This window comes from Synechococcus sp. J7-Johnson, assembly GCF_024345795.1.
Classification (GTDB): domain Bacteria; phylum Cyanobacteriota; class Cyanobacteriia; order PCC-6307; family Cyanobiaceae; genus Regnicoccus_A.
The window spans coordinates 87,349-104,635 of sequence record NZ_JAGQBU010000002.1 but is presented as its reverse complement, the minus strand read 5'-3'; the positions used below and the strand labels follow the sequence as shown (position 1 = coordinate 104,635).

The window sequence follows — 17,287 nt, the reverse complement described above, 5'->3', positions numbered from 1 at the left end:
AGGAAACGGGCGCTCCCCCCAGCCTGCAGGCCAGGGCCCCAGATGCAACAGTGCCTGCCATGACCATGTCCGGCAGCCGCCACAGCGCTAACCAGTCCCAGGCACCCTGCGGGTTCCTCATTCTCGACAAACCAGCCGGCGTCACCTCCCACGGCTGTGTGGCGCTGGTGCGCCGCCGTTATGGCCTCAAGCGCGTCGGCCATGGCGGCACCCTCGATCCGGCCGTGACCGGTGTGCTGCCGCTGGCGCTGGGGTCAGCCACCCGCCTGCTGCCCTACCTCGACGGCGCCAAGGCCTACCGGGGAGTGATCCAGCTGGGCCTTTGCACCGACAGCGACGACCTCACGGGCGCTGTCCTGGAGCGCCGGCCGCTGCCGCCGCTCAGCCGGCAAGAGCTGGAGGCGGCCCTGAACCCTTTCCGTGGGCCGATCCTGCAACGGCCGCCGCAGGTGTCTGCGGTGCATGTGCAAGGAGAGCGTGCCTACGCCAGAGCCCGGCGCGGCGAGCACTCGGAGCTGCAGGAGCGGGCCGTCACGGTCGAGCGGCTGGAGCTGCTCAGCTGGGAGCCCAGCTCGGGCCAACTGGACCTGGAGGTGCGCTGCAGCGCCGGCACCTACATCCGCTCCCTGGCCAGGGACCTGGGTGAGGCCCTCGGCTGCGGCGGGGCCCTCGCCAGGCTTCGGCGCACCGAAGCCCTGGGCTTCACACTCAGCGGTGCCGTGGGCCTTGAGGATCTCGAGGCGGAGCCGCCGCCACCGCCCCTTGCCCCCCTGCTTGCCCTGGGCCAGTACCCCGCCTTCACCCTGGAGCCCGGCGATCTGGTGAGCTGGCGCTGTGGGCGACGCCTGGCCGGTCCCACCCACCTGAGCGAGGACCAGGTGGTGGTGATACTGGATCCGGATGGCAACCTGGCAGGAATGGCCCGGACAGTCCCCGACGGCTGGCTCCAGCCCCGGCTGGTACTGGAGGCCACGGGTTGATCCTCCCTGGGATCCCCCTGCTGCACCGTGGTTCCCAGCCACGCTCCCACTCTTCATCGATCGACCCCCCCATGGCCGGCCACAGCAAGTGGGCCCAGATCAAACGCCAGAAGGCCGTGGTCGACGCCCGGCGCGGGGTGGTCTTCACCCGTCTGGGGCGTGAGATCACGGTCGCGGCCCGCAATGGGGCCGATCCGGCGGGGAACTTCCAGCTGCGCACCGCAATCGACAAGGCCAAGGCTGCCGGCATGCCCAGCGCCAACATCGAGCGGGCCATCGCCAAGGGCTCCGGCCAGGGCGGCGGCGAGGCCGATCAGTTTGAGGCGGTCCGCTACGAGGGCTATGGCGCAGGCGGGGTCGCGGTACTGGTGGAGTGCTTCACCGACAACCGCAACCGCACCGCCGCCGACCTGCGCCTGGCCTTCAGCAAGCAGGGGGGAAACCTGGGGGAGAGTGGCTGCGTGGGCTACCTGTTCGAGCAGCAGGGGGTCGTGCGGCTGGAGCCACCGATACCCAGTGAGGAGCGACTGCTCGAGAGCCTGCTGAGCCTGGAGGATCAGGGCGGTCCGCCTGTGCTGGGTTACAGCCTTGAGGGGGAGACCGCAGAGGTGTTCTGCGACTCCACCGACCTGGAGGCCCTGCAGCACCATTTGCGGCAGCTGGGCTGGCCCGTGCACGACTGGGAGTCGCGCTGGGTGTCATCCATCCCCTGCCGGCTGGAGTGCGAAGACCAGCTGCGTCGCTGCCTGCGCATGCTCGACGCCCTTGAAGATCTCGATGACGTGCGCAGCCTTACCTCCAACCTGGAAGCGGACGCCGAGCTGCTTGATGCCGTGATGGGCTGAGCCCTCAGCCCCCCAGGGCCGGGCGATCGACTATCAGGCGCAGGCGCGGATGGTCCTGCAGCCAGCTGGCCGGCAGCGACGGCCCCGGAGGCTCCATCAGCAGCCGCGCCAGGATGCCCGCCTTGGCGGCACCGCTCACCACCATAAGGATGCGCTCGGCCCCCAGGATCTGCTCCATCCCAAGGGTGATTGCCCCAGCAGGCACCCGGGATGGATCCCCCCCGAAGGCCGCTGCATTCTGGTGACGGGTGGCGGTGCTGAGCCTGAGGCTGCGGCTGGGAGCATCGGGGCCGCAGGGGGGCTCGTTGAAACCCACATGGCCATTGCTGCCCAGCCCCAGCAGCTGTAACCCGATGCCGCCCGCAGCCCCAACGGCTTCCGCATATCGGCGGGCCTCGGCGGCTGGATCCGCGGCCAGGCCATCGGGGAGCCGCACCCGTCCTGGCTCCAGCCCGAGGGGAGCGGCGAGCTGGCGGTGGATCTCCGCCGCAAAGGAGCCGCAATCCCCCGGCCCCAGTCCCACGTATTCATCAAGGTTGAAGCTGCACCACTGCTGGCGCACGTCACTGAGCTGATCGGCTGGCAGGGCCAGCAGCCGCTCCACCAGGGCGGAGTACACAGGCTCCATGGTGCGGCCGGTGGCCAAACCCAGAGGACGCTTCAATCCGTCGCTGAACTCCTGGTGCAGGAGCTCAGCGACGCGCACAGCGAGGGACGACGGCCGCTCGAAACACTCGAAGCGGTCGGCCAACCAGACGGGAGAAGCAGGCGATGGCACTGCAGGCAGGCGTAGGGATCAGCCGCTCCGCCGCTGCAGCCGCAGGACCGGTGCTCAGGAGCCTCGCCCGGCGACAGCACCCGACGCCAGGGGGCCGGATCCGGCACGCAGCGGCTGCACTTCAACGCCGCGGTAGTAGTGCTGCAGGATCTGCTCGAATCGGCGGCCCTGCTGGGCAAGCGCATAGGCCCCCCACTGGCTCATGCCCACCCCGTGGCCGAAACCTCGGCCCACGGCGATGATCACCGGCGAGGGTGGAGCCAAGAGTCGGGGAGGGGGAGGTGCCAGCAGCGAACCCATTCCCGTTGGCAACTGGCTACCGCCGGCCAGGGCCGGTGCGGTGAAGGTGAAGGGGGCGGCCTGGAAGCGCACCAGGGTGCTGCGTAACCCCAGCCGGCTGCGCAGCTGGGCACCAGTGAGCACCAGTGCTCCGGTTGGTCCGATCACCCGCGCCTGGCGCACCCGGCCGCTGCCCGTGGTGGAGAGGACATCGATGCGGCTGACGCCGCCGATTTCGGCAAAGGCGCTGGCCAGCATCTGGGGGGAGAGGGTTTTCTCCCAGTTGGCCACGGGACTGGAGTTGTCGTAATCGGGGACGCTCACCAGGTAGGGAAGCTGGCGCGACCAGAGATCACCGCTGTTCTCGGTGCTGCCACCGCTGCTGCTGTGGAAGACAGCATTGATCAGGCTGTTGCCGTGCATGAGCACCAGGCCCTGGGTGCTGCGCACGGCCTCACGGGTGGAGGCGGTTTCCGCCTCCAGGCCCTTGTAGGCCTGGCTGGTGACCGTGGAGTGCAGATCGAAGGCGGCCGAAGGTTTGCGGTGACGCAGGGCGTAGGTGCGAGCCGCCACGGCCTGGGCCCGCAGAGCCTCCAGGGGCCAGCTGGCGGGCATCTCGCTGCCCACCACGCTGGGCAGATAGGTTTCCAGCTCAATGACGTTGATGGCCCGCAGCTTCGAGGCCTCAACCCTCACCTGCAGCCGCCCCCTGTAGCGGCGGTTCTCGATCTGCAGGCTGGCGAGACCGCCCCGATCGGGAAGGGCCTCCAGCCAGAGTTCGCTGAGGCTGAGTGTGCCTGGGCTGGCCCCGGCGATGGCCGAAGGCTGGGCCTGGATCCGGCCACCGGCCTGGCGCAGGGCCAGGGTGGCGCCTGCAGGCATCCGCAGCAGCTCCCCACCCCTGGCGTCGCGCAGGCGCAGACCACCGCTGCCGGCCACCCGGATCGCCGGCAGATCCAGCAGCAGCACCCGCAGCTGAGGATTGGTGGCCCGGCTGGCCATCAGGGGCTCGAGCGCGTCGAGAGCCGCCACGTCCCTGGCCACGGCTGGGGCTCCTGCCAAGCCAGCTGCCCCAGCCAGAAGCGCCTGGGGCAACAGGGCCGCGGCCAGCAGCAGGGAGCGGATCCGACCGGTGTTGAGATCAGCCATCAACGGCGGCAACCATGCAACGTGCGCGCCATTGTGACCAGCCCATCCCGGCAACGCCAGAGCCCACCCGGACAGAGCCTGACGTGGCAGCATGCGCCAAAGGGTCATCCGGAGTGCAAGTCACCTTCCTGGGCACCAGTTCGGGTGTACCCACCCGTTCCCGCAATGTCTCAGCGGTGGCTCTGCGCTTGCCCCAGCGAGCCGAGCTCTGGCTGTTCGACTGCGGCGAGGGGACCCAGCACCAATTCCTGCGCAGTGAGTTGAGGGTGTCGCAGCTCAGGCGCATCTTCATCACGCACATGCACGGCGACCATGTCTTCGGGTTGCCGGGGCTGCTGGCCAGCCTCGGGCTGGCCGGAGCCTGCAGCGGCGTCGACCTCTACGGCCCCGATCCCCTGCGCGACTTCCTCGAAGGCGTGCTGCGCACCTCCTCGACCCGGATCGGCTACCCCCTGCGCACCCACCGGGTCCACAAGGCAGCCCACGCCGGGGCGGTGCTGCTCGACGACGACGACCTGATGGTGCGCTGCACCCCGCTCACCCACCGCATCCCGGCCTACGCCTACCGGGTGGAGCAGAAACCCCGGGCCGGCCGTTTCGATATCGAGAAAGCCCGCGAACTGGGAATCCCACCAGGGCCGGTCTACGCCGAACTCAAGGCCGGTCGGGAGGTGTGCCTTGAGGACGGACGGATCATCCGGGGCCAGACCCTCTGCGGCCCCGACCGCCCAGGCGTGAGCATGGTGTACTGCACGGACACAGTGTTCTGTGAAGCGGCGGTGGAACTGGCCCGCGGAGCCGATCTGCTCATCCACGAATCCACCTTCGCCCACAGCGAGGCGGAGATGGCCTTCCAGCGTCAGCACTCCACCAGCACCATGGCCGCGCAGACAGCGGCGCTCGCCGGCGTGAAGCAACTGGTGCTCACCCATCTCAGTCCGCGCTACGTGGCCGGCAACACCTTCACCCCCGACGACCTGGTGAACGAGGCCAGGGCGATCTTCCCGAACACCCTCGTGGCCAAGGACTTTCTGAGCCTCGAGGTGTGCGCCGGAGGCGACGGCAAGGGTCCGTGAGGAATCGCCTGGCAACGGTGATCGCTGCAACAGTTCTTGATTCCCGGCCGACGGGCCCTTCCCCCGTGATACAAGGTCTCAGGTGCGGTGCCTACCGCCTTTTCGCCGGCTCCCTTCATGGCCTCTCTCGTTCCCACTGCCCTTCGGGTGGTTGCCCGGACCCTGCTGGTTCTGCCCCTGGCGCTTCTGCTCAGTCTTGGCTTCTGCGTGACTGCTGCCCAGGCCGCCCAATGGGACACCGCCACCCTCACGGTGCCAGGTGACCCAGACGGCAACCTGGTCACCTTCAGCGAAGCAGAGATCAAGAGCGGTCGCAAACTCTTTAACGACAGCTGCGGCACCTGCCACGCCGGCGGCATCACCAAGACCAATTACAACGTGGGGCTCGACCCCGAGACTCTCGCCCTGGCCACCCCCTCCCGTGACTCGGTGGAGGCCCTGGTGGACTTCATCAAGGACCCCACCTCCTATGACGGGGAGTACAGCATCTCCGACGTCCACCCGAGCATGCGCAGCAGCGACGTGTTCGTGAAAATGCGCGACCTTGACGACGATGACCTGCGGGTTATCGCCGGCTACATCCTGGTGGCCCCGAAGGTGAATGGCGCCCAGTGGGGCGGTGGCAAGGTCTACTTCTGAATCCAGCTGGCTAAGGACAGCACTTTGCCGTGGTCCCCTGGGCCACGGTTTTTTTTATGGAGCCACATGCACCTGATCGGGCGGGCTCACGTTGGCGGCATCCATAGACCCCGGCTGCTTGCTGTACCACCACTCCTGCAGGGCAGGTGAGAGGCGCTGGGGGAAGAGAGTGAGCACGGTGCAGGTGGGCCTGGCGCCGGGCTGGAGCAGCTCCACGGCGTAGGAGGGGCAGCGCCTGGAGGCCAGATCGGCCACGAAGCGGCGGCCGATACGGCGCCAGCTGGGCTCCTTGCTGCGCCAGGCCAGGCGGCAACAGGGCCATGGCAGTTCATCGCGGTCAAAGAGACGACAGCAGGGACCCAGCACCCGGAAGCTGTACTGGCCGCCTGGGCTGCAGTGCTCGCTGCCAGGCTCCATCAGGGTATCCACCAACGCGGGCATGAAAAAGCCACCCCGAAGGGTGGCGGAGATGGGATCTTGATTCAAGCCAAGCCTGGCCTGAGGCTCAATAGAGCTCTTCTTCGGCGTGGGTCTTGATGGTGCAGTCGGACGTGGGGTAGGCCACGCAGGTCAGCACGAAACCGGCTTCGATCTGGTCGTCGTCGAGGAAGCTCTGGTCCGACTGGTCGACGGTGCCGGTGGTGAGCTTGCCGGCGCAGGTGGAGCAGGCGCCAGCACGGCAGGAGTAGGGGAGATCGATGCCCTGCTCCTCAGCGGCATCGAGGATGTACTGATCGTCGGGAACCTCGATGGTCTTGTTGAGTCCCTCGCTCTCGTTGATGAGGGTGACCTTGTAGGAAGCCATGGAAAGGATTGGGGCTCACAGACTCCTGAGTGCTCAGGGCCTGTAGGACAGCACCGTCCTACATCGGACCGGGACGCTGACGGCGATCCTGGCGTCCCAGCCCCGGAAGCCCAATCAAAGGGTGAGCACGCATAAGCGTGATTTATGCGACATCCCCAGGGATCACAGCCCGGCACCACTGGATCTGCACCAGTCCCCAGACGCCCTGGGAGGCCACCAGATCGGCGCTCCAGCCATGAGCAGCCAGCTGCCGGCAGAGCTCCTCCGCCTGATCCACCAAAAGGCCGCTGAGCAGACCAACCCCGCCTGGTGTCAGCAGCGTGTGGAAGTGCCCGGCCAACTCAGCGATCACCGGCGCCAGGATGTTGCAGAGCAGCAGATCGGCCGGGCCGTCCTCTGCCAGCAGACCCGCCAGCTCCTGAGCCGATCCCTCCACCACCTGCAACGGCCCGCCTGGAACCACGGGATAGCCGTTGAGTTCGCCGTTGCTGCCCGTAGCGCGCACCGCCAAAGGATCGGTGTCGGCAGCGGCCACGCAGCGTGCCCCCAGGCGCAGAGCGCCGAGGCCGAGGATGCCGCTGCCGCAGCCAAGATCGGCCACGCGCTGATCGATAGGCGCCAGCCGCTCCAACGCCTCGAGGCAGAGGCGCGTGGTGGGGTGGCTGCCGGTGCCGAAGGCGCTGCCGGGATCGATCCGGATCAGGTCACGGCCGGCATGCTCCCGGGGCGGCTCCAGCCAGGCGGGCAGGATCAGCAGCCGCTCACCCACCGGGTCGGGCTGCCAGTGGCGCTTCCAGCTCAGGCTCCAGTCCTCCTCGTCCTGCAGCTGCCAGCCGAGGGGCGGCAGGGCCATGGCGAAGGGCTCGGTGAGGCGCTCAAGCTCCTCGGCAAGGCGCCGTCGCTCAGGCTCCGGCCAGTCGGCCTCCGGCAGCCAGGCCACCAACTGGTGGGAGCTGGGCTGCTCGGCGCTGAACTGGATAGCCACCCGGCGGATGCCGAGGGAGGGCAGCTTCCAGAGCAGCGACTCCTCCAGCTCGGGAGGGGCCTCCATTTCCAGACGCCACCAGCGGGGAGCCGGAGACATGGCAGCAGGGCTCAGAGCGTGACCGGATGGGCTTCCTGAATCCCGTTGATCTCATGAATCGAAACCAGCAGGCTGGGGGGGATCGGGTCGTCGAGGCTGAGCACCATCACGGCGTCGCCACGAACGATACGGCGGCCCACCTGCATCGAGGCGATGTTGACGTTGTGCTCGCCCAGCAGTGAGCCGATGTTGCCGATGATCCCGGGCATGTCGCGGTGACGGGTGATCAGCATGTGCCTGGTGGGCATCACGTTGACCGGGAACTCATCGATGGTGGTGATGCGCAGGTCACCGTCGGTGAAAACCGCCCCGGTGACGCTGTGGCTGCCCTGGCCGCCCCTGCAGGTGAGCTGCAGGGAGCCGCCGGCAAAGTCGCGACTGGCGTCGTCTTTGACCTCGAGCACGTGGATGCCGCGGCTGCGGGCTTCGATCCCGGCATTCACGTAGTTGATGCGCTCGCCGAGGGCGCTGGAGAGCAGGCCCTTGAGGGCCGCCACCACCAGCGGCTGGGAGGGATGGTGGGCGAATTCACCCTGGAGCCGCACCTCCAGATCCTGGATCGACCCTCCGGCCAGCTGGCTGAGCAGCAGCCCGAGAGTTTCGGCCAGTTGCAGGTGGGGCTTGAGCCGCTCCATCACCTCCGGGGTCAGACCGGGAATGTTCACGGCACTGCGGGCGGGGAGCCCCAGCAACACATCGCGGATTTGCTCGGCCACATCGACCGACACGTTCTCCTGGGCTTCCTCGGTGGAGGCCCCCAGGTGAGGCGTGAGGATCAATCGGTCTTCCACCCGGCGCAGGGGGGAATCGGCCTCCAGGGGCTCGTTGCTGTACACGTCGAGGGCGGCGCCGGCGATGGTGCCGGAGCTGACTGCCTCGGCCAGGGCCTTCTCGTCGACGATGCCGCCGCGGGCGCAGTTCACCAGGCGCGCCGTGGGCTTCATCGTGGCCAGCAGCTCCGCGTTCACCAGGTTCTCGGTGTCGGGGGTGCGGGGCAGGTGCAGGCTGATGAAATCGGCTTCCGCGAACAGGGGGCCCACCGCCATCAAGCGCACCTGCAGCAGCTGCGCGCGCTCAGCAGATATGTAGGGGTCGTAGGCCAGCACCTCCATGCCCATGGCCTTGGCCACGCGGGCCACGTGGGAGCCGATCTTGCCCAGCCCCACCACGCCGAGCTTCTTCTTGTAGAGCTCGTTGCCGACGTACTTCTTGCGATCCCAGCCGCCGGCCATGGTGCTGACGTGGGCCTGGGGCACATGGCGGGAGAGGGCAAGCATCATCGCCAAGGCATGCTCGGCGGCCGCGATCGTGTTGCCCTCCGGAGAGTTGACCACCAGCACGCCCCGCTGGGTTGCGGCCTCCACATCGACATTGTCGACGCCGACGCCCGCGCGGCCGATGATCTTCAAGCGAGTGGCGGCCTCGATGATGGAGGCGGTCACCTGGGTGCCCGAGCGGATCATCAGGGCGTCGTAGTCGCCGATGATCTGCTGCAACTGCTCCGGGGATAACCCTGTTCGCACATCCACCTGGGCCACCTGGGACAGGATGTCGATACCCGTCTGGTCGATGGGATCAGAAACCAGAACCTTTGTCATGACCCGGGGCGGAGAGAGAGGGAGTCTGGAGAACGCCAGACACTGCCGGGGGTGAAGTGTAGTGAGCGGTGGCCACGGCTCTCCCCTCCAAGCCCGAGAATCGGGCCTTTGGGCGCACGGTCTTGGGACTGTCGGTGGTGGTGGTGATGAACGATCTGGGCAAGCTGCGGCGGTTGCGCGATCAGCTCGCCGAACTTCAGCCCGCCCCACGGGAACTGATGGCCCTTGGAAAGGGAGAAAGCAGCATCGATTCCATCGAACTGCTCAACCCGGCCCTGGCTCGGCAGCGGCGGCAACGCAGCATGGTGCGCTGGCTGATGCCGTTCGGGTTCTTCGCCGGGCTCATGTTCAGCCTCATCACCAACCTTCACACCTTTGCCTTTGCCGGCACCTACGGCGAACCCCTGATTGGAGGGCTCCTGGGCATGGGTTCGGGCTGGATGGGCAGCTACGCCGCGGCCGCCAGTGTTCGCTCGGAAGCCGACGACCGCATCCGCAGCCTGCGCAATCGGCTGGAGGAAGGCAGCTGGCTGCTGCTGGTGGAGACCAGTGCGGGACAGGAGATCCCCTGGCTTTTGATTCAGCAGGCCGGTCCCCAGGCGGTGGTGCGGCTCGGCGAAGGATGAGCCACACGCCCCCCGGCGCCGACCTGCTGCGCGGCAGCCGCGATCCGGCCGCCCTCGAACCACTGATCGCCCTGGCCGAGCAGGCCCTGCGCGACTGGCAGCCCCACTGGTCAGGATTCCTCTCTGCCATGGCAAGGGAGGAGGCAATGGAGCGGCTTGGCAGCCTCAGCGAGCTGCACCTGGACGCCGAGGGCGGCAGGCCCCAGGCCGAACGCTGCCGGCTGCTGCTGCAGCGCCGCGATCTCGCCGCGGGGTCAACCCCGCCGCCTGCGCCTCTGGCCGGTCTGGACGTCAGCGGCAACTTCCTCTTCGATCCGGCCGAACCAGGCGATGTCCGCGCCGCCCTGCTGGCGGCGGGCGCCCTCGACGGGGAGCTGGGCGATCTCTGGCTGCGGGGCGACCGCGGCGCCCAGGTGATCGTGGACCCCATGCTGGCCAGCCGCCTGGGGGGCACCACGGCCCAGGTGCGCAGCGTGGACGTGGAGCTGGAGGCCAGGGAGCTCGATCAGCTGCAACTTCCCACCAGACCCCAGCCACGCAAGCTGGCCACCGTGGAGGCCTCCCTGCGTCTGGATGCGGTGGCATCGGCCGGGTTCGGTCTGTCCCGCAGCCGCATGGCCGAACTGGTGCGCCGGGGTGACGCTCGCGTGAACTGGCAACCCGTGACCAGCCCCAGCCGAGACCTCAAAGCCGGGGACCGCATCCAGCTGGAGAACCGCGGAGAGCTGAAAGTGCTCTCGATCCAACCCACCAAGCGCCAGCGCTGGCGCCTGGAACTTGAACGCAACTGAGTAGTGGCAGGTCGACTGCTAAATTGCCGACTTCGATTCTGGTGAAGCCGCTGAAGGGCAGTTACACCAGGGTCGCACCGACGGGAATTTCTGTTCCCGAACCCGGGCGATTAGCTCAGAGGTAGAGCACTACCTTGACACGGTAGGAGTCACTGGTTCGATTCCAGTATCGCCCACTGAATCCTCTGCACAAGGAGTTCAGGATGCCCAGCACGTCTCACCCCCTGGAGGTGGTGATCGGTCTGGGTCGCTCCGGCACCGGTGCCGCCCGTCTGCTGAAGGCGAACGGCCGGCGGGTGCTGGTTCTGGAGAGTCGCCGCAGCCCCGAGCTGGAGCAGCAGGCCGAGGCTCTGCGATCCGTTGGGGTGGAGGTGGAGCTGGGGCAACCCCTGGCGGCCGAACGTTTCGCCAAGCTCCAGCCGGGATACGACCGGGTGGTGGTGAGTCCCGGCATCCGCTGGGATCATCCGGTGCTGCAGGCCCTGAGAGAGCGGGGCGTCCGGGTCTGTGGCGAGATGTCGGTGGCCTGGGAGGCCAGCGGCAGCATTCCCTGGATCGGCATCACCGGCACCAACGGCAAGACCACCGTCACCCATCTGCTCAGTCACGTTCTCAGCCACGCCGGGCTGGATGCGCCGATGGTGGGCAACGTCGGGATTTCGGCGGCCGAATTGCTGCTCGAGCGCCGCGAGGCCGGAACCACCCCGCCCGACTGGCTGGTGGTGGAGCTGAGCAGCTATCAGATCGAGTCATCAGCGGAGCTGGCGCCACGCCTTGGCCTCTGGACCACGCTCACCCCCGACCATCTCGAGCGGCATGGAACGCTGGAGGCTTACCGGGCGATCAAGCGCACCCTGCTGGATAACTCCAGAGAGCAACTGCTCAACGCCGATGATGCCGATCTGCGCGCCCATGCCGGCAGCTGGAACCGGGCCGACTGGGTCACAGCTGGTCCTCGGGAGCAGCTGGGTGCCGGCCTGCAGCCCTGCCTCTGGATCGATGGCGGGATGGTGATGGCAGCCTCCGGGGCCCTGTTCCCCGCAACCGCCCTGGCCCTGCCCGGGGCCCACAACCGTCAGAACATGGTTCTGGTCGTGGCCGCCGCCCTCAAGCTGGGGCTGGAGCCCGCCTTGATCGAGGCCGCCCTGCGCAGCTTTCCCGGGGTGCCCCATCGCCTCGAGCAGATCCGCCTGCTGGATGGTGTGCGCTGGTTCAACGACAGCAAGGCCACCAACTACGACGCCGCCGAGGTTGGGATCACGGCCGTGGAGGGGCCCATGGTGGTCCTGGCGGGGGGTGAGATCAAACAGGGCGACCCCCGGGCCTGGCTCGAGGCCCTTGGGCAGCGGGCGGCCGCCGTGGTCCTGTTCGGAGCGGCCAGGGACGCCTTCGCCGCCCTGATCAGCGGCAGTGGCTATCCGGGCTCGGTGCAGCTGGTGGAGGGCCAGACCGAGGCGGTGCCCCTGGCCCGGGAACTGGCCCGCCGCCTCGGCTGCTCCACGGTTCTGCTTTCACCGGCCTGCGCCAGCTTTGATCAGTACAAGGATTTCGAGGCCCGCGGGGAGCATTTCCGCTCGCTGGTGGCCGCTCTCTGAGCGGCCTTGCCGGTCCCCCCATCCTTCACAGGACCGCAACGGCGGCCTCGTTAGGCGGCGGGGCGCCGATCTCCCAGGCCGCCAGGTACTGCTGGATGAAGATCGCTGCCAGGGGCACGGTCACCAGCATCGGCAGCAGGCAGAACAGGGCGGAAATGGCAATCAACACTGTTGAGAGCAGCTCATAGCCCACCAGGCCCCAGCTGTGGGGACTGGAGAAAAGATCGTTGAAGCAGGCCCGGAAGGCAGGCCAGAGCGGTTCCTCACTGGTGAACACCCGCCGCACGTAGATGGGAGTGAGCGCCATCACGATCAGGCCTGGAATCAGGCAGAGCAGGATGCCGAGCCCGGCGGCGACTGAGACCAGCAGCCCTGCGAGCACGTAGCGGCGGGGATTGGCGCGCAGCAGGGCCAGCCCTTCCCAGTAACTCGGATGATGACCCGTGGCAAACCAGAGGGCCGGCAGGGCGGAAAGCAGCACCCCGATCAATCCCGCCACCACCTGATAAAGGATCGAAAAGGGCAGGTTCAGCACCGACGACACCAGCTGGGTCACGCTTTCGCGCAGATCGGCAGAGACGCCGGCGGTCACCGCCATCGCGATCACGGTGATCAGCAGGCTGATCGCCACCGAGACCAGCGCCAGGGCCAGCACCGTGAGCTGGAGTGCCAGGTAGACGCGCCAATGGGCCACAAAAAGGTTCCATGCCGACTGAAGGGTGGGCTTCGGTGCTGGTGACTGGCCCATCACAATCCTCTCGACTGGTTGATCCGGATGTTGTCTAGGCCAGGGGATGCGCTCCGGCCAACCCAAGCGAAACAAACCCGCTCGATAGGATCAAGCTTCCAAGACCCACGGCCCAGCAGGGCTGAATACGGCGAGATGGCTTACTGGTTGATGAAAAGTGAGCCTGATGTGTTTGGCATCAGCCATCTTGAGAACGAAGGCACCACACTCTGGGACGGCATCCGCAATTACCAGGCGCGCAATTTCATGCGCAGCATGGCACTCGGCGATCAGGTTTTTTTCTACCACTCCAACACCAAGCCACCAGGCATCATTGGCCTGATGGAGGTGATCGAAACGGGACTGACCGACCCCAGTCAGTTCGATCCGACCTCGAAGTACTTCGATCCGGCCTCGAAACCGGAAGCCCCTCGCTGGGATTGTGTCCGCCTGGCCTACCGGCGCACCTATCCCCAGCTGCTCAGCCTGGACGAACTGCGCAGCAGCTTCGATGAGCAGGAGCTGCCTGTGGTGCGCAGGGGCAATCGCCTCTCGATCCTGCCGGTCCCGGCTGCCACGGCCCTGCGGCTGCTTGAACTGCTGGATCCCGGCCGATGAACACGGAGCCCCGAGGATGCGGGGCCTGGCTGGCGGATGGAGCCGCAGAGGGCCTGGCCGCGATTCAGGCGGTGCGGGGCTGGCTGAGGCAGGGACGCAGGGCCTACCGGCGGGCACCCTGGCTGTTCAGCGGATTCACACTGGTGGGCGGCAGTGCTCAACTGCTGGGCCAGACGGTGCAGAACCGGGCCAGTGATGCCCTGGCCGTGGCGGAGGAACCCGTGCTGGTCTCGATGGGTCTCGTACTGGCGGGGTTATCACTCAGCGTGGGCAGCCTTCTCTGGCTGAATGTCGGGCTGCTGGGGGGTGCCTCGATTGCCCTGGGAGGAAGGACGCCGCGGCTGGCCGAATTGACCCGCTGGCGGACCGCAGCCATGGGCCGTCTTTTGGGGGTGGAGCTGCTGCTGCTGGTGCTGAGCCTGCTGATCATGGCCACAGCCGGGCTGGCTGCGGGGCTGGTGAGCCTGATCCACCCGCTGCTGGCTCTGGTGCCACTGCTGATCGGCGCCGCGCTGATGCTAGCCCTGTTCGTGACGCAGATCTTCCACTTGCCGCTGGCCGCTGCCGGTGGCCTCTCTCCTGTGGCCACCTTCCGCTACGGGCGAACCCTGGTGCCATCCCATGGCTGGCATCTGCTCGCCCTGAGCATCAGCCTGATCCTGATCGTGCTGCTGCCCCTGGGCCTTGCCCTGCTGATCGCCTGGCCCCTGGCCGCAGGGTTGCTGGTGGCCTGGCCCCTGGCCATCTGCAGCCTGACCGCCAGCTACCAGGAGATCGTTGGCGCCGAAGGCCCGGGGGTCCTTGACGGCGGCGCCTGATCGGGCCTCCCCTCTGCCGCCCGCTGGAACATGTTGGCCACGTAGCAGCGGGTGACTGCCCGGCTCTGGACGCCGTTCTGCACAAGAAAGCCAGCCAGCGCCGCCTGAATCAGGCGGTACTGGTCCCAATTTGGGTGGGCGTCGATGAACTGAGCCATGGAAGTGAGCAATGCCTCGGGGACCTCAGCCCGAAAACTCACCACACCGGTGTCCGACTCGGCCTTGGCGACCGGAGCGGACGCAGTGACGGCAGCGGTCATGACCGGAGCAATGTCCATGGACGGGTTGAGCTGGTGATGTCATCCACTTCTCCACAGCGCCGGGGCCGCGTCAAATCGGGGACCTAGCGGGGCGGCAGCTCCTTCCAACCCTGAGACTGGCTGCCGCGCAGGGGCAAGGCACGCCCGCGACCTCGGCAAGTTATGGGCTTGAAGCTGAACTGGAAGCCTGTCAAGGGGAGAGGCCGCCAAAGCCGAGTTCTCCCCAGGCCTGAGCCAGCGCAAAGAGCGAAGAACCTGAACCTGTGGAAAACCTGTGCAAAAGGCTGGTCCGACGCAACCGTGCCTGGGGAGGAGCCCGGCAATCAGCAGTGCTGATCGCCCCCCAATCCCGTGCTCTGTCTCACAGGGGCAAGGGCTCCAGCGCCTTCGCCAGCTCAAGGCCCGCACCTGGCGCCCAGGCGCCCTCCCATCCCCTCAGCCCGGGAGAAGGGATGAGGATGCAGCGCAGGTGCCAGTGGCCCGGGTTGCCATCAAGGCCCAGCCACCAGCCGTCGCGCTCGAGCTCAAGGCTGATCAATTCCTCTTTCATCAGCTGATCGGCGATGGCGCCGAGTTGCTCCAGCAGTCTGAGGAGGCCGGCGCGCAGGCTGCTGGCCTCTACAGCGGTGAGCTCCACCGCCCAGTCGGCTCCGCCGATCAGCAAAGGGAACGGGTCCTTGGAAGGATCCCAGACCAGCCTCCAACCCTCCGCTTCGGCGCTGTACCCGCTGGGAGTCAAGGACTCAGCCGGGCAGCAAGTCGGGCTGGTCCTGCTCGTCGCTGAGCTCAACGATCGCCCGCTGCACTGGCTTCACCATTGAATCTTCGAGCAAGCCATCGAAATCATCGAAGCGGCGTTGCTTGGCGCGGAAAGCGATCCGAACAGTGGTCAGGTAACGGTTGCTCGACTGACCGATCAGACTTTCAGCCCGCTGGGCCAGTTCCTTGGGATGAACAGTCGGACCGGTAAACATCGAATCAAACCCATTTCCATCACCCTAGTTCAGCTGCCGCCTGGGCCCCATCCATGGCCGTGACCGGCACCCTGGCGATCGACCTGGGGAGCAGCACCACGGTGCTGGCTTTTCAACCCAGCTCGGGCGGAGCGCCGGAGCTGCTCGCCATTCCACCCTTCAGCAGCAACGATCTCTGTGTGGTTCCCAGCCTGATCTGGCTCGCGAACCCCCAGAGCGATCAGCCCCTGATCGGCCGCCAGGTGCTTGATGCCGGCCTGGCATTCAGTGGCGGCGAAGGCCTCTGCCGCGACTTCAAACGCAGGATCGGTGCCCTCGCAGGCGAGTCCGGCCCGGCGGCGGCGGCAGGAGCCAGCGGCGAACCGCTCACACCGGAGCAGGCCGGCAGCCTGCTGATCACCCGACTGTGGCAAGCCCTGCCTGCTTCGGTGCTGCCCACCCGACTGGTGCTGACCGCCCCGATCGAGGGGTATCGGGGCTACCGCCAGTGGCTGCAACAGCTGAGCAGCCAGATTCCCGTTGAAGAGGTGGCCCTGGTAGACGAACCCACGGCGGCAGCCATCGGGGCGGGCCTGCCGGCAGGCAGCCGGGTGCTGGTGGTGGATCTGGGTGGCGGCACGATCGATCTCTCGCTCGTGGCCCTCCAGGGCGGTGAAGGACGAGCGGCACCGATCGCCCAGTTACTGCGCTTCGGCGGCCGGGATCTCGATGGGGGTCGCCAGGCCCTGCGCTGCGCGGAAGTGATCGGCAAGGCCGGCTGCGCCCTCGGTGGCCGCGACATCGACCGCTGGATCGCCATGAGTCTCGCCCCGGACCTGGGAGAGGACCCCAGCCTGCTGGAGGTCAGCGAGCGGCTCAAGTGCGGCCTGAGCGAGGCCGAGGATGTGACAGGCATCTGGAGCTCAGCGGGGGCCGAAAGCCGCGTCCTGCGCCTTGATCGGATACAGCTTGATCGGCTGCTGCGCGAGCGGGGGCTGCTGGAGTTGCTCGACGACCTGCTGGAGCGGGTGCTGGCAGCGGCGCGGGCAAAAGGACTTGACCGAGAGCAGATCGATGCGGTGCTTCCGGTGGGGGGTACCAGCCGCCTGCCCAGCATCCGCCAATGGCTGGCGGACCGCTGTGGCTCCATCCCTCTGCGCAACCAGCGGCCTGTGGAGGCGGTGGCCCTCGGGGCCCTCGCCCTCACGCCGGGGGTGCGGCTCAAGGACGTGCTGGCCCGGGGGGTGTCGCTGCGCTGCTGGGATCAGCGCGGCGGGGAACATCGCTGGCACCCCCTGTTCCTCGCCGGTCAGAGCTGGCCCACCGACCAGCCTCTGGAACTGGTGCTCAGCTGCAGCCGCGATGGTCAGAGCAGCCTGGAGCTGGTACTCGGTGAGCCGGTCGAGGAGGAACGCAGCGAGGTGGTCTTCATCGACGGGCTTCCCCAGGTGCGGCGGCGCCCTGCCGGCGAAGCCAGGACAGAGCCATGGAGCCTGCAGCCGCTCCCTGTGACCCTCGACCCGCCCGGGACCTGCGGCATCGATCGGCTGCGGCTCCGCTTCAGCATCGACGCCGAGGGGCAGTTGCTGCTGGAAAGCGAAGATCTGCTCGGCGGAACCATCACGGCTGCCAGGGTGCTCGGCCCGGTGCGCTGAACAGTGCTGCC

At 67.5% G+C, this 17,287-nt stretch carries 20 protein-coding genes and 1 tRNA gene; 11 read left to right on the top strand and 10 right to left on the bottom strand.

The annotated features are described in order from the left end of the window. Positions 1-59 precede the first annotated feature (59 nt). Both truB and KBY93_RS01810 read left to right on the top strand, forming a co-directional pair. On the top strand, positions 60-980 hold the full coding sequence (gene truB / locus KBY93_RS01815; RefSeq protein ID WP_255092531.1) for a tRNA pseudouridine(55) synthase TruB: 921 nt from the start codon (positions 60-62) through the stop codon (positions 978-980). A 71-nt stretch (positions 981-1,051) separates the two neighbouring features. Further along, on the top strand, positions 1,052-1,825 hold the full coding sequence (locus tag KBY93_RS01810) for a YebC/PmpR family DNA-binding transcriptional regulator (RefSeq protein WP_255092530.1): 774 nt from the start codon (positions 1,052-1,054) through the stop codon (positions 1,823-1,825). Between the two features lie 4 nt (positions 1,826-1,829). On the opposite strand, the gene KBY93_RS01805 is transcribed toward KBY93_RS01810, so the two are convergent. Continuing rightward, positions 1,830-2,576, bottom strand: a complete 747-nt coding sequence (locus KBY93_RS01805; protein ID WP_255092528.1) for a 6-phosphogluconolactonase — start codon at positions 2,574-2,576, stop codon at positions 1,830-1,832. A gap of 81 nt (positions 2,577-2,657) precedes the next feature. Continuing rightward, positions 2,658-4,031, bottom strand: a complete 1,374-nt coding sequence (locus KBY93_RS01800; RefSeq protein WP_255092527.1) for a SpoIID/LytB domain-containing protein — start codon at positions 4,029-4,031, stop codon at positions 2,658-2,660. A 113-nt stretch (positions 4,032-4,144) separates the two neighbouring features. Here KBY93_RS01800 and KBY93_RS01795 point away from each other — a divergent pair, with 113 nt between their 5' ends. After that, positions 4,145-5,107 (top strand): ribonuclease Z, encoded by a 963-nt coding sequence (locus KBY93_RS01795; RefSeq protein WP_255092526.1) that lies wholly within the window; start codon positions 4,145-4,147, stop codon positions 5,105-5,107. A gap of 117 nt (positions 5,108-5,224) precedes the next feature. Continuing rightward, complete coding sequence (gene psbV, locus KBY93_RS01790) at positions 5,225-5,746, top strand: photosystem II cytochrome c-550 (RefSeq protein ID WP_255092525.1); 522 nt, start codon at positions 5,225-5,227, stop codon at positions 5,744-5,746. Positions 5,747-5,800: 54 nt separating this feature from the next. Here psbV and KBY93_RS01785 read toward each other — a convergent pair whose 3' ends face one another. From KBY93_RS01785 to serA, 4 genes are all read right to left on the bottom strand, one after another. After that, entirely contained in the window at positions 5,801-6,187 is a 387-nt protein-coding gene (locus KBY93_RS01785; protein WP_255092524.1) for a hypothetical protein, read from the bottom strand. A gap of 64 nt (positions 6,188-6,251) precedes the next feature. Continuing rightward, positions 6,252-6,551, bottom strand: a complete 300-nt coding sequence (locus tag KBY93_RS01780) for a ferredoxin (RefSeq protein ID WP_006171932.1) — start codon at positions 6,549-6,551, stop codon at positions 6,252-6,254. 142 nt (positions 6,552-6,693) lie between these two features. Next, a complete protein-coding gene (prmA, locus tag KBY93_RS01775; RefSeq protein ID WP_255092523.1) occupies positions 6,694-7,635 on the bottom strand; it encodes a 50S ribosomal protein L11 methyltransferase in 942 nt (313 codons plus the stop codon). A gap of 11 nt (positions 7,636-7,646) precedes the next feature. Further along, positions 7,647-9,233: a phosphoglycerate dehydrogenase gene (gene serA, locus KBY93_RS01770; RefSeq protein ID WP_255092522.1), complete on the bottom strand. Its 1,587-nt coding sequence runs from the start codon at positions 9,231-9,233 to the stop codon at positions 7,647-7,649. A gap of 146 nt (positions 9,234-9,379) precedes the next feature. Between serA and KBY93_RS01765 the strand changes: the two genes are divergently transcribed. The 4 genes from KBY93_RS01765 to murD all read left to right on the top strand — a co-directional run bounded on the left by KBY93_RS01765 (position 9,380) and on the right by murD (position 12,245). After that, on the top strand, positions 9,380-9,859 hold the full coding sequence (locus KBY93_RS01765; protein ID WP_399222380.1) for a hypothetical protein: 480 nt from the start codon (positions 9,380-9,382) through the stop codon (positions 9,857-9,859). Continuing rightward, positions 9,856-10,650, top strand: coding sequence for a photosystem II S4 domain protein (locus KBY93_RS01760; RefSeq protein WP_255092521.1), 795 nt, complete (start codon positions 9,856-9,858; stop codon positions 10,648-10,650). Before KBY93_RS01765 ends, KBY93_RS01760 begins: the two co-directional genes overlap by 4 nt. A gap of 104 nt (positions 10,651-10,754) precedes the next feature. Next, positions 10,755-10,826: transfer RNA gene (locus KBY93_RS01755), tRNA-Val, on the top strand. Between the two features lie 27 nt (positions 10,827-10,853). Then, positions 10,854-12,245 carry a UDP-N-acetylmuramoyl-L-alanine--D-glutamate ligase gene (gene murD, locus KBY93_RS01750; RefSeq protein ID WP_255092520.1) on the top strand — a complete coding sequence of 464 codons (1,392 nt, stop codon included), beginning with the start codon at positions 10,854-10,856 and terminating at the stop codon, positions 12,243-12,245. 25 nt (positions 12,246-12,270) lie between these two features. Here murD and KBY93_RS01745 read toward each other — a convergent pair whose 3' ends face one another. Beyond that, positions 12,271-12,993 (bottom strand): hypothetical protein, encoded by a 723-nt coding sequence (locus KBY93_RS01745; RefSeq protein ID WP_255092519.1) that lies wholly within the window; start codon positions 12,991-12,993, stop codon positions 12,271-12,273. Between the two features lie 135 nt (positions 12,994-13,128). On the opposite strand from KBY93_RS01745, the gene KBY93_RS01740 reads away from it, so the two are divergent. Together KBY93_RS01740 and KBY93_RS01735 are read left to right on the top strand one after the other, a co-directional pair. Beyond that, positions 13,129-13,590, top strand: a complete 462-nt coding sequence (locus KBY93_RS01740) for an EVE domain-containing protein (protein WP_255092518.1) — start codon at positions 13,129-13,131, stop codon at positions 13,588-13,590. Beyond that, a complete protein-coding gene (locus KBY93_RS01735) occupies positions 13,587-14,408 on the top strand; it encodes a hypothetical protein (RefSeq protein WP_255092517.1) in 822 nt (273 codons plus the stop codon). Before KBY93_RS01740 ends, KBY93_RS01735 begins: the two co-directional genes overlap by 4 nt. Here the strand turns inward: KBY93_RS01735 and KBY93_RS01730 are convergent. The 3 genes from KBY93_RS01730 to KBY93_RS01720 form a co-directional block, all read right to left on the bottom strand. Beyond that, a complete protein-coding gene (locus tag KBY93_RS01730) occupies positions 14,354-14,686 on the bottom strand; it encodes a DUF2811 domain-containing protein (protein ID WP_399222330.1) in 333 nt (110 codons plus the stop codon). The genes KBY93_RS01735 and KBY93_RS01730 overlap by 55 nt on opposite strands. Positions 14,687-15,029: 343 nt before the next feature. Next, entirely contained in the window at positions 15,030-15,407 is a 378-nt protein-coding gene (locus KBY93_RS01725; protein ID WP_255092516.1) for a DUF1818 family protein, read from the bottom strand. Positions 15,408-15,411: 4 nt separating this feature from the next. After that, positions 15,412-15,642 carry a DNA-directed RNA polymerase subunit omega gene (locus KBY93_RS01720; RefSeq protein WP_255092515.1) on the bottom strand — a complete coding sequence of 77 codons (231 nt, stop codon included), beginning with the start codon at positions 15,640-15,642 and terminating at the stop codon, positions 15,412-15,414. Positions 15,643-15,695: 53 nt separating this feature from the next. Between KBY93_RS01720 and KBY93_RS01715 the strand changes: the two genes are divergently transcribed. After that, positions 15,696-17,276, top strand: coding sequence for an Hsp70 family protein (locus KBY93_RS01715; protein ID WP_255092514.1), 1,581 nt, complete (start codon positions 15,696-15,698; stop codon positions 17,274-17,276). Positions 17,277-17,287 lie beyond the last annotated feature (11 nt).

Excerpts from the sequence above, each read along its gene's own strand:
- truB (WP_255092531.1), top strand. The coding sequence starts at position 60 with ATGACCATGTCCGGCAGCCGCCACAGCGCTAACCAGTCCCAGGCACCC.
- KBY93_RS01810 (WP_255092530.1), top strand. The coding sequence starts at position 1,052 with ATGGCCGGCCACAGCAAGTGGGCCCAGATCAAACGCCAGAAGGCCGTG.
- KBY93_RS01800 (WP_255092527.1), bottom strand. The coding sequence starts at position 4,031 with ATGGCTGATCTCAACACCGGTCGGATCCGCTCCCTGCTGCTGGCCGCG.
- psbV (WP_255092525.1), top strand. The coding sequence starts at position 5,225 with ATGGCCTCTCTCGTTCCCACTGCCCTTCGGGTGGTTGCCCGGACCCTG.
- KBY93_RS01785 (WP_255092524.1), bottom strand. The coding sequence starts at position 6,187 with ATGCCCGCGTTGGTGGATACCCTGATGGAGCCTGGCAGCGAGCACTGC.
- KBY93_RS01780 (WP_006171932.1), bottom strand. The coding sequence starts at position 6,551 with ATGGCTTCCTACAAGGTCACCCTCATCAACGAGAGCGAGGGACTCAAC.
- prmA (WP_255092523.1), bottom strand. The coding sequence starts at position 7,635 with ATGTCTCCGGCTCCCCGCTGGTGGCGTCTGGAAATGGAGGCCCCTCCC.
- serA (WP_255092522.1), bottom strand. The coding sequence starts at position 9,233 with ATGACAAAGGTTCTGGTTTCTGATCCCATCGACCAGACGGGTATCGAC.
- KBY93_RS01765 (WP_399222380.1), top strand. The coding sequence starts at position 9,380 with ATGAACGATCTGGGCAAGCTGCGGCGGTTGCGCGATCAGCTCGCCGAA.
- KBY93_RS01760 (WP_255092521.1), top strand. The coding sequence starts at position 9,856 with ATGAGCCACACGCCCCCCGGCGCCGACCTGCTGCGCGGCAGCCGCGAT.
- murD (WP_255092520.1), top strand. The coding sequence starts at position 10,854 with ATGCCCAGCACGTCTCACCCCCTGGAGGTGGTGATCGGTCTGGGTCGC.
- KBY93_RS01745 (WP_255092519.1), bottom strand. The coding sequence starts at position 12,993 with ATGGGCCAGTCACCAGCACCGAAGCCCACCCTTCAGTCGGCATGGAAC.
- KBY93_RS01740 (WP_255092518.1), top strand. The coding sequence starts at position 13,129 with ATGGCTTACTGGTTGATGAAAAGTGAGCCTGATGTGTTTGGCATCAGC.
- KBY93_RS01735 (WP_255092517.1), top strand. The coding sequence starts at position 13,587 with ATGAACACGGAGCCCCGAGGATGCGGGGCCTGGCTGGCGGATGGAGCC.
- KBY93_RS01730 (WP_399222330.1), bottom strand. The coding sequence starts at position 14,686 with ATGGACATTGCTCCGGTCATGACCGCTGCCGTCACTGCGTCCGCTCCG.
- KBY93_RS01720 (WP_255092515.1), bottom strand. The coding sequence starts at position 15,642 with ATGTTTACCGGTCCGACTGTTCATCCCAAGGAACTGGCCCAGCGGGCT.
- KBY93_RS01715 (WP_255092514.1), top strand. The coding sequence starts at position 15,696 with ATGGCCGTGACCGGCACCCTGGCGATCGACCTGGGGAGCAGCACCACG.